20 protein-coding genes and 1 pseudogene are annotated in these 21,872 nt (G+C 68.5%); 17 read left to right on the top strand and 4 right to left on the bottom strand.

Translation table 11 applies throughout. The features are described 5' to 3' along the window. The first annotated feature begins 1 nt into the window (after position 1). From nuoH to IPM20_05270, 10 genes are all read left to right on the top strand, one after another. The gene (gene nuoH, locus IPM20_05315; GenBank protein ID MBK9131045.1) at positions 2-1,060 is read left to right on the top strand and encodes an NADH-quinone oxidoreductase subunit NuoH; all 1,059 of its coding nucleotides are present in this window, start codon (positions 2-4) and stop codon (positions 1,058-1,060) included. 16 nt (positions 1,061-1,076) lie between these two features. Continuing rightward, positions 1,077-1,565 (top strand): NADH-quinone oxidoreductase subunit NuoI, encoded by a 489-nt coding sequence (gene nuoI / locus IPM20_05310; protein MBK9131044.1) that lies wholly within the window; start codon positions 1,077-1,079, stop codon positions 1,563-1,565. A gap of 85 nt (positions 1,566-1,650) precedes the next feature. Beyond that, positions 1,651-2,268 (top strand): NADH-quinone oxidoreductase subunit J, encoded by a 618-nt coding sequence (locus IPM20_05305; protein ID MBK9131043.1) that lies wholly within the window; start codon positions 1,651-1,653, stop codon positions 2,266-2,268. 8 nt (positions 2,269-2,276) lie between these two features. Beyond that, complete coding sequence (gene nuoK / locus IPM20_05300; protein MBK9131042.1) at positions 2,277-2,582, top strand: NADH-quinone oxidoreductase subunit NuoK; 306 nt, start codon at positions 2,277-2,279, stop codon at positions 2,580-2,582. 23 nt (positions 2,583-2,605) lie between these two features. Further along, positions 2,606-4,558 (top strand): NADH-quinone oxidoreductase subunit L, encoded by a 1,953-nt coding sequence (gene nuoL / locus IPM20_05295; protein ID MBK9131041.1) that lies wholly within the window; start codon positions 2,606-2,608, stop codon positions 4,556-4,558. Between the two features lie 32 nt (positions 4,559-4,590). Beyond that, complete coding sequence (locus tag IPM20_05290) at positions 4,591-6,111, top strand: NADH-quinone oxidoreductase subunit M (GenBank protein MBK9131040.1); 1,521 nt, start codon at positions 4,591-4,593, stop codon at positions 6,109-6,111. A 43-nt stretch (positions 6,112-6,154) separates the two neighbouring features. Further along, positions 6,155-7,591, top strand: coding sequence for an NADH-quinone oxidoreductase subunit NuoN (gene nuoN, locus IPM20_05285; protein ID MBK9131039.1), 1,437 nt, complete (start codon positions 6,155-6,157; stop codon positions 7,589-7,591). Positions 7,592-7,725: 134 nt separating this feature from the next. Beyond that, entirely contained in the window at positions 7,726-8,478 is a 753-nt protein-coding gene (gene surE, locus IPM20_05280; GenBank protein ID MBK9131038.1) for a 5'/3'-nucleotidase SurE, read from the top strand. Further along, the gene (locus IPM20_05275; GenBank protein MBK9131037.1) at positions 8,475-9,131 is read left to right on the top strand and encodes a protein-L-isoaspartate(D-aspartate) O-methyltransferase; all 657 of its coding nucleotides are present in this window, start codon (positions 8,475-8,477) and stop codon (positions 9,129-9,131) included. The genes surE and IPM20_05275 overlap by 4 nt, the downstream gene beginning before the upstream one ends. Positions 9,132-9,137: 6 nt before the next feature. Next, the gene (locus IPM20_05270; protein ID MBK9131036.1) at positions 9,138-9,923 is read left to right on the top strand and encodes a peptidoglycan DD-metalloendopeptidase family protein; all 786 of its coding nucleotides are present in this window, start codon (positions 9,138-9,140) and stop codon (positions 9,921-9,923) included. 148 nt (positions 9,924-10,071) lie between these two features. On the opposite strand, the gene IPM20_05265 is transcribed toward IPM20_05270, so the two are convergent. After that, positions 10,072-10,503 (bottom strand): Mth938-like domain-containing protein, encoded by a 432-nt coding sequence (locus IPM20_05265; protein MBK9131035.1) that lies wholly within the window; start codon positions 10,501-10,503, stop codon positions 10,072-10,074. A 156-nt stretch (positions 10,504-10,659) separates the two neighbouring features. On the opposite strand from IPM20_05265, the gene alaC reads away from it, so the two are divergent. The 4 genes and pseudogenes from alaC (at position 10,660) to IPM20_05245 (ending at position 15,399) form a co-directional block, all read left to right on the top strand. Next, complete coding sequence (alaC, locus tag IPM20_05260) at positions 10,660-11,862, top strand: alanine transaminase (GenBank protein MBK9131034.1); 1,203 nt, start codon at positions 10,660-10,662, stop codon at positions 11,860-11,862. After that, complete coding sequence (locus IPM20_05255; GenBank protein ID MBK9131033.1) at positions 11,859-13,181, top strand: homoserine dehydrogenase; 1,323 nt, start codon at positions 11,859-11,861, stop codon at positions 13,179-13,181. Before alaC ends, IPM20_05255 begins: the two co-directional genes overlap by 4 nt. 45 nt (positions 13,182-13,226) lie before the next feature. Next, the gene (locus tag IPM20_05250) at positions 13,227-14,294 is read left to right on the top strand and encodes a threonine synthase (protein ID MBK9131032.1); all 1,068 of its coding nucleotides are present in this window, start codon (positions 13,227-13,229) and stop codon (positions 14,292-14,294) included. 283 nt (positions 14,295-14,577) lie between these two features. Beyond that, positions 14,578-15,399: pseudogene (locus IPM20_05245) on the top strand (CHASE domain-containing protein). Between the two features lie 780 nt (positions 15,400-16,179). Here the strand turns inward: IPM20_05245 and IPM20_05240 are convergent. Genes IPM20_05240 through IPM20_05230 form a run of 3 tightly spaced genes read right to left on the bottom strand, consistent with a single transcriptional unit; the run spans position 16,180 to position 18,399 of the window. After that, positions 16,180-17,253 (bottom strand): hypothetical protein, encoded by a 1,074-nt coding sequence (locus IPM20_05240; GenBank protein ID MBK9131031.1) that lies wholly within the window; start codon positions 17,251-17,253, stop codon positions 16,180-16,182. After that, positions 17,240-17,887 carry a prepilin-type N-terminal cleavage/methylation domain-containing protein gene (locus tag IPM20_05235; protein ID MBK9131030.1) on the bottom strand — a complete coding sequence of 216 codons (648 nt, stop codon included), beginning with the start codon at positions 17,885-17,887 and terminating at the stop codon, positions 17,240-17,242. The genes IPM20_05240 and IPM20_05235 overlap by 14 nt, the downstream gene beginning before the upstream one ends. Then, on the bottom strand, positions 17,881-18,399 hold the full coding sequence (locus tag IPM20_05230; GenBank protein MBK9131029.1) for a GspH/FimT family pseudopilin: 519 nt from the start codon (positions 18,397-18,399) through the stop codon (positions 17,881-17,883). The genes IPM20_05235 and IPM20_05230 overlap by 7 nt, the downstream gene beginning before the upstream one ends. Positions 18,400-18,566: 167 nt before the next feature. Between IPM20_05230 and IPM20_05225 the strand changes: the two genes are divergently transcribed. The 3 genes from IPM20_05225 to recJ are packed head-to-tail and all read left to right on the top strand — an operon-like array spanning position 18,567 to position 21,854. Beyond that, the gene (locus IPM20_05225) at positions 18,567-19,004 is read left to right on the top strand and encodes a prepilin-type N-terminal cleavage/methylation domain-containing protein (protein MBK9131028.1); all 438 of its coding nucleotides are present in this window, start codon (positions 18,567-18,569) and stop codon (positions 19,002-19,004) included. Between the two features lie 37 nt (positions 19,005-19,041). Next, positions 19,042-20,100: a phosphoglycerate mutase gene (locus IPM20_05220; GenBank protein MBK9131027.1), complete on the top strand. Its 1,059-nt coding sequence runs from the start codon at positions 19,042-19,044 to the stop codon at positions 20,098-20,100. A gap of 2 nt (positions 20,101-20,102) precedes the next feature. Next, on the top strand, positions 20,103-21,854 hold the full coding sequence (gene recJ / locus IPM20_05215; GenBank protein ID MBK9131026.1) for a single-stranded-DNA-specific exonuclease RecJ: 1,752 nt from the start codon (positions 20,103-20,105) through the stop codon (positions 21,852-21,854). The last annotated feature ends 18 nt before the right edge of the window (positions 21,855-21,872 follow it).

The following is a 21,872-nucleotide window of genomic DNA, read 5'->3' as shown; positions in this document are numbered from 1 at the left end:
GATGATCGAGTTTTTTCTCGCGCTGTGGACCGGAGTGCCGCCGTCGCTGCAGGCCCTCATCGTGATCGTGGCGAAGATCGTCGCGATCGTGGTGCCGATCATGCTGTCGGTGGCCTACCTGACCCTGGCCGAGCGCAAGGTGATCGGCTATATCCAGGTGCGCATCGGCCCCAACCGCGTCGGCCCGCGCGGCTGGCTGCAGCCGATCGCCGACGGCATCAAGCTGGCGTTCAAGGAAATCATCATCCCGACGCAGTCCAACCGCTTCCTGTTCCTGTTCGCGCCGCTGCTGGCGCTGGCGCCGGCGCTGGCGGCATGGGCGGTGATCCCGTTCGACGACGGCATGGTGCTGTCCGATATCGACGCCGGGCTCCTGTATATCCTCGCGCTCACCTCGATGGGGGTGTACGGCATCATCATCGCCGGCTGGGCCTCCAATTCGAAATACGCCTTCCTCGGCGCCATCCGTTCCGCCGCGCAGATGGTGGCCTACGAGATCGCGATGGGCTTCGCCCTGGTCGGCGTGCTGATGGCCGCGGGCAGCCTGAACCTGGGCGAGATCGTGCGCAGCCAGCAGGGCAGTTTCCTGCACTGGTTCTGGTTGCCGCTGCTGCCGCTGTTCTTCGTCTATTTCATCGCCGGCGTGGCGGAGACCAATCGCGCGCCTTTCGATGTCGCCGAGGGCGAGTCGGAGATCGTGGCGGGGTTCCACGTGGAATACTCCGGCATGACCTTCGCGTTGTTCTTCCTCGCCGAGTATGCCAACATGATCCTGATCTCGGCGCTGACCACGCTGATGTTCCTGGGCGGCTGGCTGTCGCCGTTCGAGGGCATCCCCGTGCTGGGGCCGCTGCTCGCCTGGGTGCCCGGGATCTTCTGGCTGCTGGCGAAGACGGCGTTTCTGCTGTTTCTGTTTCTGTGGTTCCGCGCCACCTTCCCGCGCTACCGCTACGACCAGATCATGCGGCTGGGCTGGAAGGTGTTCATCCCGCTGACCATCGTCTGGCTGCTGGTGATCGGGGTGGCGGTGATGGCGCATCTGGGTCCCTGGTTCGACTGAGCATGGGTGAGGCACGGTGAAAGACCTCCAGTTCTATTTCAAGAGCTTCGTCCTGTGGGAGCTGTTCCGCGGCCTCAAGCTGACGGGCAAGTACCTGTTCGCGAAGAAGATCACCGTGCAGTATCCGGAGGAGAAGACGCCGCAGTCGCCGCGTTTCCGCGGACTGCACGCGCTGCGCCGTTACGGCAACGGGGAGGAACGCTGCATCGCCTGCAAGCTGTGCGAGGCGGTGTGCCCGGCGCTTGCCATCACCATCGAGGCGGAGCCGCGCGAGGACGGATCGCGCCGCACCACGCGCTATGACATCGACCTGTTCAAGTGCATCTACTGCGGCTTCTGCGAGGAGGCCTGCCCGGTCGACGCCATCGTCGAGACGCGCGTGTTCGAATATCACTTCGAGAAGCGCGGCGAGAACATCATGACCAAGGACAAGCTGCTCGCGATCGGGGACAAGTTCGAGGCGCAGATCGCCGCGGATCGCGCGCAGGACGCGCAGTTCCGCTGAGCGGACCGCGCGCGGGGGGAGGGCGCCGCGGAGGCGGCGCGACGGATCGGACCGTTGGGGATATAAGACAAAAACAGGCATGAACATGGAACCGGTACTCTTTTACCTCTTCGCGGCCATCCTGGTCGCCGCGGCCATCGCGGTGATCACCGTGCGCAATCCGGTGCATGCCGCGCTGTTCCTGGTGCTGGCCTTTTTCACCAGCGCCGCGGTCTGGCTGCTGCTGGAGGCGGAATTCCTCGCCATCGTGCTGGTGCTGGTCTACGTCGGCGCGGTCATGGTGCTGTTCCTCTTCGTCGTGATGATGCTCGACATCAATATCGTCCCGCTGCGCGAGGGTTTCATCCGCTTCCTGCCGGTGGGCGCGCTGGTCGCGCTGCTGATCCTGACCGAGATGGCGCTGGTGGTGGGTCCGCAGTACTTCGGGCTGGACAGCGTCGCCGCGCCGGCGCGGCACGGGGCGGACTACAGCAACACCAAGGAACTGGGCGGCCTGCTCTATACCGTCTATGTCTATCCGTTCGAGATCGCGGCGGCGATCCTGCTGGTGGCCATCGTGGCCGCGATCGCGCTGACCATGCGCCGGCGGCCGGAGACCAAGTACCAGAACCCCGCCGAGCAGGTCGGCGTGCGGCGCGACGACCGCGTGCGCATTGTCAAGATGGCGGCGGAAAAGAAGCCGGGCAAACGGGCCGCGCCCTGAGGGGAATCATGATCGCCTTGTCGCATTTTCTCATCCTCGGCGCCGTGCTGTTCTGCATCAGCATGGCGGGCATATTCCTCAACCGCAAAAACCTCATCATCCTGTTGATGGCGATCGAGCTGATGCTGCTCGCCGTCAACATGAACTTCGTCGCCTTCGCGCATTACCTCGGCGATACCGGCGGCCAGGTCTTCGTGTTCTTCATCCTGACGGTGGCGGCGGCGGAGGCGGCGATCGGGCTGGCCCTGCTGATCGTGCTGTTCCGCAACCGGCGCACCATCAACGTGACCAACCTGGACTCCCTCAAGGGCTGAGGCGGCGGGACATCATGGACGCAATGGAAAAAGTCTACCTCGCGATCCCGCTCGCGCCGCTCGCCGGCGCCATCGTCGCCGGACTGTTCGGCCGCCGGATCGGCCGCGCCGGCGCGCACTGGGCGACCATCCTCGGGGTGGCCGTATCCTTCGTGCTGTCGCTGGTGGTGTTCAAATACATCGTGCTGGACGGCAACCCGGCCTATAACGGCGCGGTCTACACCTGGATGGTCAGCGACGGCATCCGCTTCGAGGTTGGGTTTCTGGTCGACCGCCTGACCACCCTGATGCTGCTGGTGGTGACCTTCGTCTCGCTGATGGTCCATATCTACACCGTGGGCTATATGCACGACGACCCGGGCTACCAGCGCTTCTTCAGCTACATCGCCCTGTTCACCTTCTCCATGCTGATGCTGGTGATGTCCAACAACTTCATGCAGCTGTTCTTCGGCTGGGAGGCGGTGGGCCTGGTCTCCTACCTGCTGATCGGCTTCTGGTACCAGCGCGAGAGCGCCATCTACGCCAACCTCAAGGCCTTCCTGGTCAACCGCGTGGGCGACTTCGGCTTCGTGCTCGGCATCGCCGCGGTGCTGGCCTATTTCAACACCCTGGATTACGCCGAGGCCTTCGCCGCGGCGCCGCTGATGAAGGACACGATGATCGAGATCATCCCCGGGCATCAGTGGTCGCTGCTGACGGTCATCTGCATCCTGCTGTTCATCGGCGCCATGGGCAAGTCGGCCCAGGTCCCGCTGCACGTCTGGCTGCCGGATTCGATGGAAGGCCCGACGCCGATCTCGGCGCTGATCCACGCCGCAACGATGGTGACCGCCGGCATCTTCATGGTGGCGCGCATGTCGCCGCTGTACGAGCTGTCCGCGACCGCGCTCAGCGTGGTGCTGGTGATCGGGGCGATCACCGCCTTCTTCATGGGCCTGCTCGGCATCGTGCAGAACGACATCAAGCGCGTGGTGGCCTATTCGACGCTGTCGCAGCTCGGCTACATGGTGGTGGCGCTGGGGGCCTCGGCCTACGCCGCCGGCATCTTCCACCTGATGACGCACGCCTTCTTCAAGGCGCTGCTGTTCCTCGCCGCCGGTTCGGTGATCATCGCCATGCATCACGACCAGGATATCCGCAACATGGGCGGCCTGAAGAAATACATGCCGGTCACCTACTGGACGGCGCTGATCGGTTCGCTGGCGCTGATCGGGTTTCCGGGCACCTCGGGCTTCTTCTCGAAGGACGCCATCATCGAGGCGGTGCATGCCTCGCACCTGCCGGGCGCCGGTTTCGCCTACGTCGCGGTCCTGCTCGGCGTGTTCGTCACCGCGCTGTACTCCTTCCGCATGTTCTTCCTGGTGTTCCACGGCGAGGAGCGCATGGACCACCACACGCGCGAACACCTGCACGAGTCGCCCTGGGTGGTGACGCTGCCGCTGGTGCTGCTCGCGGTGCCCTCGCTGGCGATCGGCGCGTTCACCATCGGCCCGCTGCTGTTCGGCGGCTGGTTCGGCGACGCGATCACTGTCGATCCCGCGCGCGACACCCTGGCGCACCTGGGCGAGCACTTCACCGGCGCCGCCGGCTTCGTCCTCCACGGAATGCTCGGCCTGCCGTTCTGGTTCGCCATGGCCGGGCTGGCCACCGCATGGTTCGTCTATATGAAGCGGCCCGACATCGCCGACACCGTCAAGCGCAATCTCGCGCCGCTCAACCGGCTGCTGGAGCGCAACTACTATGCCGACCAGTTCAACGATTTCTTCTTCGCCGGCGGCGGGCGCCGCATCGGCCGCCTGTTCTGGCGCGCCGGTGACGTGACGGTGATCGACGGCGCGATGGTGAACGGCACCGCGCGCGGCATCGGCTGGATCGCCGCGCGGATCCGGCACATGCAGAGCGGATTCCTGTATCATTACGCCTTCGCGATGATACTCGGACTCCTGCTCCTGCTGTTCGTGTTCGTCATCGTGTGAACGCCACGGGGGCCTGATCCAGGGATAGCTGCATGATGACGGAACTTCCTCTGCTGAGTCTGGTGATCTGGCTGCCCATCGTCGGCGGCGCGCTGGTGCTGGCGCTCGGCGCCGGCCGCAACAGCGACAACGCCGTGCGCTGGGTTTCGCTGCTGGTCGCGCTGGCGACCTTCCTGCTGTCCATCCCGCTGTACACCGGTTTCGATCGCGGCACCTATCACATGCAGTTCGAGGAGAACGCGGCCTGGATCCCGGTATTCGACATCTACTACGCGCTCGGCGTGGACGGCATCTCGATGCCGCTGATCCTGCTCACCACCTTCTTCACCGTGGTGGTGGTGATCGCCGGCTGGGAGGTGATCGAATACAAGCGCGCGCAGTATTTCGCCGCCTTCCTCATCATGGGCGGCATGATGGCGGGCGTGTTCGCCGCGCTCGACGCCATCCTGTTCTATGTGTTCTGGGAAGGCATGCTGATCCCGATGTTCCTGATCATCGGCATCTGGGGCGGGGCACGCCGGGTATACGCGGCGCTCAAGTTCTTTCTCTACACCTTCCTCGGCTCGGTGCTGCTGCTGGTCGCGCTGATCTATCTCTATTTCCAGACCGGCAGCTTCTCCATCCTCGATTTCCACGTCCTGCACATCGGCATGACCGCGCAGACGCTGATCTTCATCGCCTTCCTGATCGCCTTCGCCGTCAAGGTGCCGATGTGGCCGGTGCACACCTGGCTGCCGGACGCCCACGTCGAGGCGCCGACCGGGGGCTCGGTGATCCTCGCGGCCATCATGCTGAAGATGGGCGCCTACGGCTTCATCCGCTTTTCCCTGCCGATCGCGCCCGACGCGAGCGCCCAGCTTGACGGCCTGATGATCGCCCTGTCGCTGGTGGCGGTGGTGTACATCGCGCTGGTCGCCCTGGTGCAGGAGGACATGAAGAAGCTGATCGCCTATTCCTCGATCTCGCACATGGGGTTCGTGACGCTGGGCTTCTTCGCCGTATTCTCCATTCTCGAGGCCGGGAACGGCGCACGTGGCGCGGCGCTGGGCGTGGAGGGCGCGCTGGTGCAGATGATCTCGCACGGCTTCGTCTCCGGCGCGCTGTTCCTCTGCGTCGGCGTCATGTATGACCGCATGCACAGCCGCCAGATCAGCGATTACGGCGGCGTGGTCAACACCATGCCCGTGTTCGCCGCCTTCATGGTGCTGTTCGCGCTCGCCAATACCGGCCTGCCCGGCACCTCCGGCTTCGTCGGCGAGTTCATGGTGATCCTGGGCGTGTTCAAGGCAAACTTCTGGTACGCGCTGCTGGCGGCCCTGACCCTGATCCTGGGCGCGGCCTACACCCTGTGGATGGTGAAACGGGTGATCTTCGGCAAGGTCGCCAACGAGAATGTGGCGGGGCTGAAGGACCTGAATCCGCGCGAGGCGCTGGTGCTCGGCACCCTCGCCGCGCTGGTGCTGCTGCTCGGCGTCTGGCCGGCGCCGCTGGTCGATGTCATGCACGCCTCGGTCAATCACCTGCTGGAGCATGTCTCCGAATCGAAACTGTGATGGATACTCCAACCACGACAGCCAAGGCCGACCCGGAACGCCCATGGATTTCATAAGTCCCAACTTCGCCCCGGCGCTGCCCGAGATCTTCCTGCTCGGGATGATCTGCGTCGTGATCGTCGCCGATCTCTTCGTCGACGACCGCAATCGCATCATCACCTATCTGCTCGCGCAGGCGAGCCTGCTCGGGACCGCCGTGCTGACCGTCGCGCTGCATTCCCCCGCGCCCGTCGTGACTTTCTCCGGCATGTTCATCAGCGACAACATGAGCGACGTGCTGAAGGTGTTTCTCTATCTGATCACCGCGGTGGTGTTCCTCTATTCGCGCGAATACCTCAGCGTGCGCGGGATCTTCAAGGGGGAATTCTTCGTGCTCGGGCTGTCCGCGCTGCTCGGCATGATGATCATGACCTCGGCCTACAACCTGCTCACGCTCTATCTCGGGCTCGAGCTGCTGTCGCTGTCGCTGTACGCGATGACCGCGATCAACCGCGATTCGATCGCCGCCTCGGAGGCGGCGATGAAATACTTCGTGCTCGGCGCGATCGCCTCCGGCATGCTGCTCTACGGCATGTCCATGCTGTACGGCGCCACCGGCAACCTGGGCCTCGAGGAGATCGCCGACTACGTCCGCCGCAGCCCGGCCGACGACAAGGTGCTGCTGTTCGGCATGACCTTCGTGGTGGTGGGCCTCGCCTTCAAGCTGGGCGCGGTCCCGTTCCACATGTGGATCCCCGACGTCTACCATGGCGCGCCGACCGCGGTCACGCTGCTGATCGGCACCGCGCCCAAGATCGCCGCCTTCGCCATGGTCATGCGCCTGCTGGCCGACGGCCTGGGCGGCCTGCACGTCGAGTGGCGCACCATGCTGATGGTGCTGGCGGTGCTGTCGATCGGCATCGGCAACGTGATCGCCATCGCGCAGCGCAACATCAAGCGCATGCTCGCCTACTCGACCATCGCCCATGTGGGGTTCCTGCTGCTCGGCATCCTGGCCGGTACGCGCGTGGGCAACGCGGCCGCGATGTTCTACGTGCTGGTCTACTCGCTGATGACGCTGGGCGCCTTCGGCATGGTGATCCTGCTCAGCCGGGCCGGCTTCGAGGCCGACGAACTGGAGGACTTCAAGGGGCTCAACGAGCGCAATCCCTGGTTCGCCTTCCTGATGCTCATCATCATGTTCTCGATGGCGGGGGTGCCGCCGACGGTCGGTTTCTACGCCAAGCTGTCCGTGCTGCGCGCCGTCATCGACGTCGGCCTGGTCTGGCTGGCGGTGTTCGCGGTGCTGTTCTCGGTCATCGGGGCGTTCTATTACCTGCGCCTGATCAAGTTCATGTATTTCGACAAACCGGAGGATTCCGCGCCACTGGCGGTCAATTTCGACATGCGCGCGGTGATGAGCGCGAACGGCCTGCTCGTCCTGGGGCTGGGGATTTATCCGGGGGCGCTGATGGGCCTGTGCGCCGCCGTGATGAACTAGCCGGCCCGGTTTCCGCCCGTTTGCCTGGTTTCCTCCCGCGCGGCTTGTGCGGTTCCGTCCGTTCGAGGCAAAATGCCTGCCATGAAGATTGGCCGCACCCGCCCGCCTGAAGGACGCGCCGGCGTCCCGCACAGATGAAGATCCTGATCAGTAACGACGACGGTTACCGCGCCCCCGGGCTCGCGCGCCTGGTGGAGGGCTTGAGCGACCTGGCCGAGCTCACCGTGGTGGTGCCCGATCGCGACCGTAGCGGGGCCAGCAATTCGCTCACCCTGGAGAATCCGATCCGCGCCCAGGTGCTGGACAACGGCTTCATCCGGGTCAACGGCACGCCGACCGACTGCGTCCATCTGGCCATCACCGGCCTGCTGGACGAGGAGCCGGACATGGTCATATCCGGCATCAACGCCGGGGCGAATCTGGGCGACGACGTGATCTATTCGGGCACGGTGGCGGCCGCGATGGAGGGCCGTTTCCTCGGCCTGCCCGCCGTGGCGGTCTCGCTGGTCGGCCGGAACCTGGAGCATTACGCCACGGCGGCGGAGGCCGCGCGGCGTATCGTCACCCGCCTGCAGCGCGACCCGCTGCCTCCCGATGTGATCCTGAACGTGAACGTGCCGGACCTGCCGTGGGAGTATCTGGCGGGGTTCATGGTCACGCGCCTGGGACACCGCCACAAGTCCGAACCGGTCATCATGTCCACCGATCCGCGCGGTCGCCCGATCTACTGGATCGGCGAATCCGGCCCGGAGCAGGACGCCGGGCCGGGCACGGATTTCCATGCCGTGCGCAACGGCTATGTCTCGGTGACCCCGCTGCAGGTGGATCTGACCCGGCACTCGGCGCTCGAGCGCCTGCAGGGCTGGATGAAGGATATCGCGACATGACCCAGCACGAGGGCATCGGCATGACCTCGCGGCGCACGCGCAGCCGCCTGATCGAGCGCCTGCGCGGGCAGGGCATCACCAATGAGGCCGTGCTGGAGGCGATCTGGGAGACGCCGCGCCATATCTTCGTCGACGAGGCGCTCGCCAGCCGCGCCTACGAGGACACCTCGCTGCCGATCGGTTTCGGCCAGACCATCTCGGCCCCGGTGACGGTGGCGCGCATGACCGAGGCCCTGCTGCAGGGCGGCGCCCCGCGCAAGGTGCTCGAGATCGGCACCGGATCCGGATACCAGGCGGCGATCCTGGCGCGCCTGATACCGGAGGTCTACACGGTCGAACGCATCCAGGCCCTGCAGCGCAAGGCGCAGCAACGCTTCTACAACCTGCGCCTGCGCAACATCCGTCTCAAGCACAGCGACGGCAAGCAGGGCTGGCCGGAATACGCCCCCTATGACGGGATCATCGCCACCGCCGCGCCGGCCGTCGTGCCGGAGGCGCTGCTCGAACAGCTCACCGTGGGCGGACATCTGATCATCCCGGTCGGCAGCGGCGTGCAGCAGGAACTGCGGCGGATCGTCCGGACCGAGACCGGCTACCGGGACGAGCGCCTGCATGAGGCGACCTTCGTGCCGATGCTGACGGGGAACAAATAAATGCGCATGCGCGCGGGCGCGCTCGCCCTGGTGCTGCTCCTGACGGCCGCCTGCGGCGCGCCCGTCTATCACGTGGTGCGCCCCGGCGAGACCCTGTATTCGATCAGTTTCCGCTACGGCAAGGATTACCACCAGATGGCGCGGTGGAACAATCTGGCGGAACCCTACCAGATCAGCTCGGGACAGTATCTGCGCATCATCCCCCCGCGCCGGGACGCCTTCGCGCCACGCCCAGCGGCGACGCCGCCGCAGGCGGGCGCCCCCGCGCCGCGGACCACGGCCGCGCCCGCGTCCGAAACGGTCGAGGTGTTCGGCCTGAATGAGGCCCCGCCGTCCGGCGCGACGGCGGCACAGGGCCGGCCCGCGCCGGCGCCGTCCGCCGCCGCACCCGCAGCCGCCGCGCCCACCGCCGGCGCATCGGGCTGGCTGTGGCCGACGGCGCGTCCGCCCGCCCGCTCGGCGGTGACCTCCGGAACGGCCGACAAGGGCATCGACATCCGGGGCGAACGCGGTGAGGCGGTGCGCGCCGCCGCGGGCGGCAGCGTGGTGTACAGCGGCAACGGCATCCCGCACTACGGCAATCTGCTGATCATCAAGCACGACGAGCATTATCTCAGCGCCTACGCGCACAACGAGCGCCTGCTGGTGGGCGAGGGCGCAACGGTCGCGGCCGGGGAGCCGATCGCCGAGATGGGCGACAGCGGCACCGGCACCGACGCCGTGAAGCTGCATTTCGAGATCCGCCGCGACGGTGAACCGGTCGATCCGCTGAAATACCTGCCCGGGCTGTAGGTCCAGGGACTGAGGACTAAGGACTGAAGCGGGCGGGAATACTGCTTCAGGATCGTAGCCCGGATGGAGCGCAGCGGAATCCGGGGGAATCGGGCGGGACGTTCCAGATCGAGACGCGGGGCGGCGTGATCGGGACCGGAGGCCGGTCTCAGGACGGTGAGATCATCAGCAGGGCGGCGACGACGCGGCGGCGGTCGGACATCAGGAAGTTGTAGGTCCGGCAGGCGGAGCCGGTGTCCATGACCTCGACCCCGATGCCACGGTCGGTGAGGCCGGCCAGCAGCGCGGGATGCGGTCGCTGCAGGCGGGCGCCGGAACCGAACAGCACGACCTCGGGCGCGTAGGCGGCGAGCAGCTCGAAATGCGCCCGCTCCAGATCCTCGAAGCGCTGGGGCGGCCAGTCGCCGACGAGCCGGTCGGGCATGATGACGAGGCTCTGGCGCAGCACCTCCCGCCGCGGCGCGGCGTCCCCGCCCGCCGCGGGCGCGACGGGTTCGTACGGCAGGGCGACGGTGATCTCCCCGGCGGAATAGGAATGAATGCTGTAGCTGTCGAGGTCGAGGTTGCGGTTGACCTGCATCGGTGGGTGTCTCCGTCATGCGCCGCCGGCGCGAGCGGGCGGCCGCGCCGGTCCCGACAGCTTAACGCAGCCGGGCGGCGGGCGAAAGGCGCGGCTTGCCTGTCGCCGGGAAAAGCAACGATAATAGCGGTCTTTATTTCAACGGTTTAAACCCACATGTTCGAAGAATTTGCCAGGATCAACCGACTCCCGCCCTACGTCTTCAACATCGTCAACGAGTTGAAGGCCAAGGCGCGCGCGCGCGGGGAAGACATCATCGACTTCGGCATGGGCAACCCCGACCAGCCGACGCCGCCCCACATCGTGCAGAAGCTGATCGAGGTCGCGCAGCGCGAGGACACGCACCGCTATTCGGTGTCGCGCGGCATCCCGCGCCTGCGCCGCGCGATCTGCCGCTGGTACAAGCAGCGCTTCGACGTCGATCTCGATCAGGAGACCGAGTCCATCGTGACTATCGGCTCCAAGGAGGGCCTGGTGCACCTGGCGCTGGCGACCGTCGGTCCCGGCGACGCCGTGCTGGTGCCGAACCCCGCCTATCCGGTGCATCCCTACGGATTCGTCATCGCCGGCGCCGACATCCGCCACGTGCCGCTGGTGCCGGGCGTCGATTTCTTCGGCGAGCTGGTCAAGGCGATCAAGGACTCGTGGCCGAAGCCCAAGATGCTGGTGCTGAACTTTCCCGGCAATCCGACCACGCAGTGCGTCGACCTGCCGTTCTTCGAGCAGGTGGTGGAGATCGCGCGCGAGCACGAAATCTGGGTGATCCACGACCTCGCCTACGCGGACATTGCCTTCGACGGCTACGTGGCGCCCTCGATCCTGCAGGTGAAGGGCGCGAAGGACGTCGCGGTCGAGTTCTTCACGCTGTCCAAGAGCTACAACATGCCGGGCTGGCGCATCGGCTTCATGTGCGGCAACCGCGTCCTCGTCTCGGCGCTGGCGCGCATCAAGTCCTATCTGGACTACGGCATGTTCACGCCGATCCAGGTGGCGGCCATCGCCGCGCTGGAAGGCCCGCAGGACTGCGTGCGGGAAATCTCCGAACTCTACCGCGTGCGGCGCGACGTGCTGTGCGACGGCCTCAACTCCATCGGCTGGGAGGTGGAGCGACCGAAGGCGACGATGTTCGTGTGGGCGCAGATCCCGGAGCAGTACCGCCACCTCGGCTCGCTGGAGTTCGCCAAGAAGCTGATCGAGGACGCCAAGGTCGCGGTGTCTCCGGGCATCGGCTTCGGTTCCTACGGCGACGACCACGTGCGCTTCGGCCTGATCGAGAACGAACACCGCACGCGCCAGGCGATCCGCGGCATCCGCCAGATGTTCCGCAAGGACGCCAATCCGAAGGCGGCCTCGGCATGAAACAGCTCGAACCCGTACGCGTGGGCCTGCTCGGCCTGGGCACCGTCGGCGGCGGCGTCGTCAACGTGCTCAGGCGCAACCAGTCGGAGATCGCGCGTCGCGCCGGCCGCGGCATCGTGATCACCCATGCCGCCGCGCGCGAAACGAACTTCCCCGGCGTCGATGCCGCCGGCATCGAGATCAGCGCCGACGCCTTCGCGGTGGTCGACCGGCCCGACATCCAGATCGTGGTCGAGCTGATCGGCGGCTATGAACCGGCGCGCGAGCTGGTGCTGCGCGCCATCGCCAGCGGCAAGCACGTGGTCACCGCCAACAAGGCGCTGATCGCGCGCCACGGCAACGAGATCTTCGCCGCGGCGCAGAAGAAGGGCGTCATGGTGGCCTTCGAGGCCGCGGTCGCCGGCGGCATACCGATCATCAAGGCGCTGCGCGAGGGCCTGGCGGCCAACCGCATCGAGTGGGTGGCGGGCATCATCAACGGCACGACCAATTTCATCCTGACCGAGATGCGCGACAAGGGCCGCGCCTTCGCCGACGTGCTGGCCGAGGCGCAGAAGCTCGGCTACGCCGAGGCCGACCCGACCTTCGATGTCGAGGGGATCGACGCGGCGCACAAGCTGACCATCCTCGCCGCGATCGCGTTCGGCATCCCGCTGCAGTTCGACAAGGCCTACACCGAAGGGATCAGCGTCATCACCCCGGAGGACGTCGGCTATGCCGAACAGCTCGGCTACCGCATCAAGCACCTCGGCATCACGCGCCGCACGGACAAGGGCATCGAGCTGCGCGTGCACCCGACGCTGGTGCCGGAGCGCCGCCTGATCGCCAACGTCGACGGCGTCATGAACGCGGTGCTGGTGAAGGGCGACGCGGTCGGGCCGACGCTGTACTACGGCGCCGGCGCCGGGCGCGAGCCGACCGCGTCCGCGGTGGTCGCCGACCTGGTCGACGTGACGCGCACGCTGACCTCCGATCCGGGCAACCGGGTGCCGCACCTGGCCTTCCAGCCGGACCGCCTGTCCGATATCCCGCTGCTGCCGATGGACGCGGTGGAGACGGCCTATTACCTGCGCATGCGCGCCGCCGACCGCCCGGGCGTGCTGGCGGACGTGACGCGCATCCTGGCCGACTCCGGCATCAGCATCGAGGCCGTGGTGCAGAAGGAGCCCGATCCCTCCGCGCGCGAGGCCAGCGTGATCATGCTGACCCACCGCGTGCCGGAGCGCCGCATGAACGAGGCGATCGCGCGCATCGAGGCGCTGGAATCCATCGTCGGCAAGGTGACGCGCATCCGGCTGGAAGCGCTCGCCGCCAACTGAGGCCCGGCACCGGGCCATCGAATCCGCAGTCCCGAGGAAAGACCCATGCGTTATACCGGATTGATCGAGAAATACCGCGACCGCCTGCCGGTCGGTCCCGACACCCGCATCATCAGCCTGGGCGAGGGCAACACGCCGCTGATCCGTCTCGAGAACATCCCGCGCCAGATCGGCAAGGACGTGGAGATCTACGTCAAATTCGAAGGGCTGAACCCGACCGGTTCGTTCAAGGACCGCGGCATGACCATGGCCGTGACCAAGGCGGTGGAAGAGGGCAGTCGTGCCATCATCTGCGCCTCCACCGGCAATACCTCGGCCGCTGCCGCCGCCTATGCCGCGCGCGCCGGCGTGACTGCCTTCGTGCTGATCCCGGACGGCAAGATCGCGCTCGGCAAGCTCGCGCAGGCGATGATGCACGGCGCCTGCGTGATCCAGATCAAGGGCAACTTCGACGCCGGCATGGAGCTGGTCAAGCAGGTCGGCCGGGCGGCGCCGATCGCGATCGTCAATTCGATCAATCCGTTCCGCCTGCAGGGGCAGAAGACGGCGGCCTTCGAGATCATCGAGGCGCTGGGCAACGCCCCCGATTATCACTGTCTGCCGGTGGGCAACGCCGGCAACATCAGCGCCTACTGGATGGGCTACAAGGAATATCACGCCGACGGCATCGCGGCGAAACGCCCGGTCATGGCCGGCTACCAGGCGGCGGGAGCGGCCCCGTTCCTGCGCGGCCACATGGTCGACGAGCCGGAAACGGTGGCCACCGCCATCCGCATCGGGCACCCGCAGAGCTGGGACCTGGCCTGGCAGGCGAACCGCGAATCGGGCGGCTGGTTCGACGAGTTCACCGACGAGGATATCCTCGCGGCGCAGAAGCTGCTCGCCGCCCACGAGGGCGTGTTCTGCGAACCGGCCTCCGCGATCTCCCTTGCCGGCGCGTTGCGTGACATCCGCAGCGGCCGCATCCCGGAGGGCAGCCGCGTGGCCTGCACCCTGACCGGCCACGGCCTGAAGGATCCGGATACCGCCATCAAGCAGAACCAGGGCGCCGTGCTGACGGTCGAGGCCAAACTCGACGCGGTCAAGCAGGCGATCCTGAGTCGGATGGACTGATCCCGGCGAAGTTTCTGAGTGGTATCATAAATAATATTTATAATAATCAATAAATTGTAATTAATATCTTAAGTTGTATCTCATGATATCCGGTCTTCCCGTACGGTGTGCGGCGCCGCGCATCGAACGCGCCGCCGGCAGAAGCGGGAATTTTCCCGTCATTCCGCCCAGTTGGCAGACCGGCGCCTAACACCCCGCCGTCCACGAACCGATATAGAAGAGGGTTGATACGCGGGTCCGCGCGGGACCCCGGAGCGGGGGCAGAGTGTCTGCGCCGGATCGAATGACTCACGCATGGGGGAAGGATGGCCTGCCGGCCCGCTTTCCCACCGTCCAGGCGGTGGTGCTGCTTGCCGGTATCGCCGTCTCCGTCCTGCTCGCCCTTCAGGCGCATGAATGGGAATACGAGATCAACCAGGCGGAGTTCGAATTCCTCGCCGGCACCCACGCCTCCGACATCGCCAAGGAACTGGAACGCCACCTCGACCTGATGAACTCGCTGGTCGGCCTCTACAGCGCCTCGGAGGTCGTCAGCCGCGAGGAATTCAGGCGTTTCGTCGACCACAATCTCGCCCATCACGCCGACCTGCAGATGATTGCCTGGGTGCCGCGTGTGCCGGCCGGCGCGCGCGCCGATCTGGAGGGCCGGGCCCGGCGTTCCGGCCTGCCCGGTTTCCGCTTCACCGAACTGAACGACGAGGCCCGCTTCGCGGCGGCCGCGACGCGCCCGGTCTATTTCCCGATCTATTTCGCCGAGCCGCTGGCGCAGAACAGTCACCTGCTCGGATATGACCTCGCCTCGGATCCCGCCATGCACGCGGATCTGGATCTCGCGCGCGACAGCGGGGACTGGGTCAACGCCGAGAAGCTGGTGTTCGACAACGGCGGCACAGAGCAATACGGGGCCCTGCTGATGCAGCCCGTCTACGCGCGCGCCGTCGGGCTGGACAGCGTGGAGCAGCGCCGGCTGAACCTCGGCGGTTATCTGCTGGAGGTATTCCGGATCGGCGACATGCTGAAGGCCGCGCTCCGCCGCAGCGCGGTGCAGGGGATCGACATCTGGGTCTACGACGAGAACGCCGCCCCCGAGGAACGCTTTCTGTACCGCTACCATGGCGCGAATGAAGCGGTCGCGGCGAGCGTGATCAGGACCTCGATCAGCGCGAAACCGCGCGTGGAGGTAATGCGCCTGTCCCGGGGGGGGGGGGGGGGGGGGGGGGGGGGGGGGCGGGGGGGGGCGGCCGCGGGGGGGCGGCGGCGGGGGCCGCCGGGCGGGCCCCCCCCGGGCGGGCGCGGGGGCCCCCCCCCCCGCCGGCGCCGCCCCCCCGCGCGCGGGGGCCCGGCGCCCGCGGCGCGGCCGGCCCGCGCCGCCGGGGGCCCCCGGCCGGCCGGGGCCGCCGCGGGCCCCCGCCGCCGCCGGCCCCGCCGGGCCCCCCGCGCGCCGGCGGCGCCCCCCCCGCGGGCGCCGGCGCGCGCGGCCGGGCGGGGCCGGGCCGGCCCCCCCCGCCGCGGGCCGCCCCGGCGGCCCGCCCGCGCGCGGCCCCGCCGCGGCCGCGGCCCCCGGCCGCCGCGCCGGGGCCCCCCCCCCCCGCCCCCGCCGGGCGCCGGCCGGCGCCCGCCCGGGCCGCCCGCCCCCCCCCCCCCGGGGGGGCCCCCGCCCCGGCCCCGGGGGCCGGCGCCGGGCCCCGCGCCCCCCCCGGGGCCGGCCCCGGCGGCCGGCCCGGCCGGGGGCCGGGCCCGCGCGGCCGCGGCCGGGGGGGGGCGCGGCGCGCGCGGCGCCGGGCCGGCCCCCCCCCCCCGCCCCGGGGGGGCCCCCCCGCCCCGGCCGCCCCGGCCCGCCCGGGCCGCGGCGGCGGGGGTTTGCGCATGTCGGGCGGATTCATGCTCAGGAGTCGATCCAACTGCCGGGCACGAAGGCGTAGCGCCCGGACTGGTGCAGGATTTCCAGGGCGCCGCTGTCGTAGACCAGCTCGGCCGGGCCGATGCCGGAGATCTCGCCCGCGACGATCACGGCCCCCTCGACCGTCAGCGGGGCGCCGCCGCCGGTCCAGTCGCCGAGCACGAACAGCAGTCCGTGGATGTGCAGCGCGCCCGCCGGCGCGAAGTCGCCCGCGACGATCGTGATGAGCGGATGCGTCGCCGTCCCCAGTTGTCCTTCCGCGATCGTGACGGGTGCGCCGTCATTTTCGTACCAGACGAGCCGGGCCCCGGCGGGTACCGCTGCGGGATCGCAGGGCGTGCAGCGGACGATCTCGGCGTCCGAGCGCAGGGCCGGCGGCGGGCGACCGAAGGTATTGGCGAAGAAGGGCTCCGGCGCCAGCGCGCCGAGGCGGGCGTCGCCCGCGCAGATCCCGAACGGCGGACAGGATGCGGGTTCGCCGAAGCGCGGGTCGAGAATTCCGCCCGGGGTGTACAGGCCGCCGAGCCAGGCGCCGACCGGACGGGCGGAGTTCGTCAGCGTCAGCGGGTCGGTGTGCGACAGGCTGCCGCGCGTCACCAGCGGTGCGGGCGGCACGTTTGGCAGCAGGGACGCGAATGCCGCCAGCAGCGTCACCGAGCGCGCGCCGCCGCCCGCCCCGGTGGAGCCGCGCGCATCGAGCCGGAGCAGTCCGGCGTCGAACGGGACCAGCGCGAGATTGTTCACCTCCGTGTGGTATTCGGACCCGTTGGCGAGTGCTTCGTCCCCGGCATCGAACACGGTCCAGCCCGCGGCGTCGTAGACCAGCGATTCCCGGTCGAGCGTGGCGAGTTCGCCGAGCGTCCGTTCGAGTCCGGCCTGGGCGGCGGCGAAGGCCGCGCGCGCCCGCGCATCATTCGCCGCGAGGCGTTGCTCGACGACGCCCACGCGCGCGGCGTAGAGCATCATCAGGCTCATCGAGAACAGCAGCAGGAGCGTGATCACCAGTGTCGCCGCGCCGCGCTGGCGAGCGGAGGATGTGAATGCTTCAGCGGATCTCATGATTGCGCACGCTGACGCGGCCGGTCAGGCTCTGATGCACGGAAGGATCGCTGGCGATCTCGCCCTCGAGGCGGATGCCGACCTCGCGCGCGACGATCTCGCGTCCGGTGCCATCGAAGGGGCGGGCGTGCTCGGTGAGGGTGAAGGACAGGGCGGTGACGCGGATGCCCTGCGCGTCGTTCATCAGCCACCAGGTACCGCTCCCGCAGTCCGTGCAGGTCGTGCCGGCGCAGGTCTCGTCGGTGGTCTTGAGCTGAAGTCCGGCGCCGTTCAGGCGGAAACCCTGATGGTCTTCGGGATCCGGCGCGCCGTCCGCATCGTCGCGCTGTTCGTCGTAGCTGTACAGCAGGCAGTCGCCGTCGAGGACATGGATCGGCGCGTAGCGGTTGACGGCGGACCCGTCGAGGGCGAGTTCGGCGCGACTCCAGTAGCCGGCGCGCCGGACATCGTCCGTGATCAGCGTCATCAGCGACCACAGGGTCTGCTGCAGGTGCGCGGTCCTGAGTACCGCCGCGTTGGACCGGACCACCTCGGCGTAGAGCGAGGAAACGCCGGCGAGCACGAACAGGCCGAGGGTGATCGCCACCATCAGCTCGACCAGGCTGAAGCCGCGCGGGACGGCGCCGTTCAGCACGGCGGATAGCCCCCCAGGCTGTCGGAGCACAGCCTGACCCGGCCCAGCGCGCTCAGCACGACGTCCACCTCCGAGACCCCGACGTTCAGCGTCACCGTGCCCGCATTGGCCGTGCCGCGCGCGGGCTGAAAACTCGTCATGCCATGCGGGAAGCTGGTCGCGAGACCGACGCGGGGAAAGCGTTCCGCCGCGGCGCCGTGCGCGGGCGCGCCATCGAGGCGACAGTCACCGTCCGTCGCACAGTCGCACGGACCGGTATCGCTCAGGCCGTAACACCAGCCCCCGCCCTCGATGTCGATCCAGAACGCGACGCTGACCGCCGTATTCAGTCGCAGCGCCTCGGCGCGCGCGAGCATCAGGTCGCTGCGGAGATTTTCCGCGGCCCCGCGCAGCCGGTGGCGGTCGAGCAGATCGAGCAACGAGGGTGTGGCGGATACCGCCAGCACGGAGAGTACGCCGAGCGTCAACACCAGCTCGATGAGGGTGAGGCCCTGTGATAGAGTGCATCGCATAGGCAAATCCGTTTGCCAACGATTTCGTTGCGTAGCGGCGGTCAGGGAGGCCGCGGCCGCGATCCATGCGGTTGACCGTAGTCTACCCCCGTGTGTAGCGCGTGACAAACACGGAGATCGCGCGACTCACGTACGACCCGGGCATGACTCAGGGAGGAGGGCGACACATGCGACATGGGAAGGGTTACGGACACCATAAGGACGGTTTCACCTTGATCGAACTGCTGGCCGTGATGGCCATCCTGAGCATCCTGGTCACCATCGCATTGCCCACGTATCACGATCTGGTGCGCAAGAGCCGGCGCGCGGACGCGACGACGGAACTGTTCCGGATACAGCTCGAGCAGGAACGCTATCGCGCCATACATCAGTATTACGCCGAAGGACTTACGACGTTGGGATGGCCCGCCGATGAGGTCGACTCACCGGGCGGTCATTACCGCCTCGCGCTGGTCTCCGTGGAGGATCCGTTGACCGAGTTCCTGGCGCGCGCCGTGCCCCGTTCCGATTCCGACCAGATTCACGATGCCTGCGGGACCCTGACGATCGATCAGGACGGTCCCGGTCTCGACGATCCGGAACAGGCGGACTGCTGGCCGCGCTGAGGCGCCGGACGCAGCGAACACCCGAGGACGTCTGCGCGTGGCCGTCAATCCCGAGCTGGTGCTGCTGATCCCCGGTCTGTTCGGTCCGCGCGGCGCGGATGAGGCCACGCTGGCGGCGGCGGACATGCCGGCGCGCGTGCTGGGGCGGCTGCTCTCCCGCGCCGAGGCGCGGGCGGCCGCGGGTGACGACCTGGCGGCCGCCCTGTTCACGGCGTTCGGCATGGACACGCAGCATGCGGACGGTTTACCGGAGGCGCCGTTGCGGTTGTGCTCGGACGGCGGCGACCCCGGCGGCGACTATTGTCTGAGCGCCGATCCCGTGCATCTGCGCGTCGGCCAGGACCGGGTCGTGCTGACCGGGGCCGGGACGGTGAGCCGGGCGGAGGCGGAGGCCCTGTGCGGCGAGATCGCCGCCCATTTCGTCGAGACCGGGATCCGGCTCGAGGCGCCGGCGCCGGAGCGCTGGTATCTCCGCCTGCCGCAGCCTCCCGCCGTGGCCTTTACGCCGCTGGAGGCGGTGCTGGGACAGGATATCCGGCCGCATCTGCCGACGGGCGCGGACGCGCGCACCTGGCGCCGCCTGCTCAACGAGGTCCAGATGCTGCTGCACGCGAGCGAGGTCAATCGGGCCCGCCTGGCGCGCGGGGAGGTCGAGATCAACAGCGTCTGGTTCTGGGGCGGCGGGCGCCTGCCGCCGCCGGGTGACTGCCGGTTCACGCAGGTCTGGGGCGATCACCCCCTCGCGCGCGGGCTCGCGCTGACCGCCGGTCTTGCGCCGCATCCGCTGCCGGCGGACGCCGCGGCCTGGGGCGCCGTCGCCGCGGGCGGCCGCCACCTCATCGTGCTCGATCGCCTCGCCGTTGCGGCGCGGCTCGGCGCGGTGGAGGAATGGCAGGAGGCGATGCGGGCCCTGCAGGAACACTGGCTCGGTCCGCTGTGGGCGCGGCTGCGCGCCGGCCGGCTCGCGGCGCTGACCATAGGCGGGGCCGGCGCGCTCGATTATCATATCCGCCCGGGACAGGCGCGCCGCTGGTGGCGGCGCGCGCGGCCGTTCGCCGCCCATGCCCGGGAATCGCGACAGGGTCCGGAAGAATAACGATGACGAGCTTTCTGATCGAACGCCGGCAGCCCGCCGCCGCGATCGCGGGGGACGGCCTGCCGGCGGATCTCCATCCCGTGCTGAAGCGTGTCTACGCCGGTCGCCGGGTCGCCACCGCGCAGGAACTGGAGCGCTCGCTCGAATCCCTGCTGCCGGTGGAAATGCTGTCCGGCTGCGACGCCGCGGCGGTGCTGCTGCACGATGTGCTGGCGGCCGATGGCCGCATCCTGATCGTCGGCGATTTCGACGCCGACGGCGCGACCAGCTGCGCGCTCGGCGTGCGCGCCCTGCGCATGATGGGCGCGCGCGAGGTCGGCTACCTGGTGCCGAACCGCTTCGAATACGGCTACGGCCTCACGCCCGAGATCGTCGACCTGGCGCAGCGCCAGAATCCCGCCCGGCCTCCCGAGCTGATCATCACGGTGGACAACGGCATCTCCAGCCTCGAGGGTGTCGCGGCGGCCCGGGCGCGCGGCATCCGGGTGCTGATCACGGACCATCACCTGCCGGGGCGGGAGCTGCCCGCGGCGGACGTGATCGTGAATCCGAACCAGCCCGGCGACACCTTCCCCAGCAAGAGCCTGGCCGGCGTCGGGGTGATCTTCTACGTCATGTTGGCCCTGCGCCGGCGCCTGCGCGACGCGGGCTGGTTCGCCGCCCGCGGCAGCGAGGAGCCGCGTCTCGCCGAGCTGCTCGACCTGGTGGCGCTGGGCACGGTGGCGGACGTCGCCGTCCTCGACCGGAACAACCGCATCCTGGTGGCGCAGGGGCTGGCGCGCATCCGCCGCGGCAAGGGCTGCGCCGGGATTCGCGCCCTGGTCCGGGTCGCCAAGCGCGAACTGGAGCGGCTGACCGCGACCGATCTCGGCTTCGCCCTCGGTCCGCGCCTGAATGCCGCCGGCCGGCTGGAGGACATGTCGCTCGGCATCGAATGCCTGCTGTGCGACGACGAGGCCGACGCCTTCGCGATGGCGGAACGGCTCGACGGGCTGAATCAGGAGCGGCGGCGCATCGAGGACGAAATGAAGACGCAGGCCCAGTCCTGCCTGGATGAGCTGCCCGGGGAGGTCGGCCCGGCCTCCGGCGGCGTGAGCCTGTGCCTGTATCACGCGGACTGGCATCAGGGGGTGATCGGGATCCTGGCCTCGCGCCTGAAGGAGCAGCTGCACCGTCCGGTCATCGCCTTCGCGCCGGCGGGGGAGGACGAGATCAAGGGGTCGGCGCGCTCGATCCCGGGCCTGCATATCCGTGATGCGCTCGACGCGGTGGCGACGCGCCACCCCGGCCTGATCGTCAAGTTCGGCGGCCATGCGATGGCGGCCGGCCTGACCCTGCGGCCGGCGGATTTTCCGGCCTTCCAGGCGGCCTTCGAGGAAGAGGTGCGCCGCCACCTCGATCCGGCCGAGCTGCGCGGCGTGATCTACAGCGACGGGGAGCTCGCCGCGGACGAGATCTCGCTCGACGTCGCGGAGCTGCTGCGCGACGCCGGGCCGTGGGGCCAGGGTTTCCCCGAGCCGGTCTTCGACGGCCGCTTCGAGGTGGCGGAGCGGCGCTGCGTCGGGGCGCGTCACGTCAAGATGGTGCTGCGCCTGCCCGGCACGCGGCGCCACGTCGACGCCATCGCCTTCAATACCCGCGTGGACCAGTGCCCGGCCGTGAGCGGGGAGATCCGCATCGCCTACCGGCTGGACGTCAACGAGTACCGGGGGCAGCGCAGCCCGCAGCTGATCATCGAACACATCGTGGACTGAGCGCGGACTCCGCGTCGG

This window comes from Gammaproteobacteria bacterium, from assembly GCA_016716465.1.
Classification (GTDB): Bacteria; Pseudomonadota; Gammaproteobacteria; order SZUA-140; family SZUA-140; genus JADJWH01.
Note: the sequence above shows the minus strand (reverse complement) of the source record. Positions and strands in the feature narration are given on the sequence as shown.

Coding starts and splice junctions, on each gene's coding strand:
- nuoH (MBK9131045.1), top strand. CDS start 2: ATGATCGAGTTTTTTCTCGCGCTGTGGACCGGAGTGCCGCCGTCGCTG.
- IPM20_05305 (MBK9131043.1), top strand. CDS start 1,651: ATGGAACCGGTACTCTTTTACCTCTTCGCGGCCATCCTGGTCGCCGCG.
- nuoK (MBK9131042.1), top strand. CDS start 2,277: ATGATCGCCTTGTCGCATTTTCTCATCCTCGGCGCCGTGCTGTTCTGC.
- nuoL (MBK9131041.1), top strand. CDS start 2,606: ATGGAAAAAGTCTACCTCGCGATCCCGCTCGCGCCGCTCGCCGGCGCC.
- IPM20_05290 (MBK9131040.1), top strand. CDS start 4,591: ATGATGACGGAACTTCCTCTGCTGAGTCTGGTGATCTGGCTGCCCATC.
- nuoN (MBK9131039.1), top strand. CDS start 6,155: ATGGATTTCATAAGTCCCAACTTCGCCCCGGCGCTGCCCGAGATCTTC.
- surE (MBK9131038.1), top strand. CDS start 7,726: ATGAAGATCCTGATCAGTAACGACGACGGTTACCGCGCCCCCGGGCTC.
- IPM20_05275 (MBK9131037.1), top strand. CDS start 8,475: ATGACCCAGCACGAGGGCATCGGCATGACCTCGCGGCGCACGCGCAGC.
- IPM20_05270 (MBK9131036.1), top strand. CDS start 9,138: ATGCGCGCGGGCGCGCTCGCCCTGGTGCTGCTCCTGACGGCCGCCTGC.
- IPM20_05265 (MBK9131035.1), bottom strand. CDS start 10,503: ATGCAGGTCAACCGCAACCTCGACCTCGACAGCTACAGCATTCATTCC.
- alaC (MBK9131034.1), top strand. CDS start 10,660: ATGTTCGAAGAATTTGCCAGGATCAACCGACTCCCGCCCTACGTCTTC.
- IPM20_05255 (MBK9131033.1), top strand. CDS start 11,859: ATGAAACAGCTCGAACCCGTACGCGTGGGCCTGCTCGGCCTGGGCACC.
- IPM20_05250 (MBK9131032.1), top strand. CDS start 13,227: ATGCGTTATACCGGATTGATCGAGAAATACCGCGACCGCCTGCCGGTC.
- IPM20_05240 (MBK9131031.1), bottom strand. CDS start 17,253: ATGAGATCCGCTGAAGCATTCACATCCTCCGCTCGCCAGCGCGGCGCG.
- IPM20_05230 (MBK9131029.1), bottom strand. CDS start 18,399: ATGCGATGCACTCTATCACAGGGCCTCACCCTCATCGAGCTGGTGTTG.
- IPM20_05225 (MBK9131028.1), top strand. CDS start 18,567: ATGCGACATGGGAAGGGTTACGGACACCATAAGGACGGTTTCACCTTG.
- recJ (MBK9131026.1), top strand. CDS start 20,103: ATGACGAGCTTTCTGATCGAACGCCGGCAGCCCGCCGCCGCGATCGCG.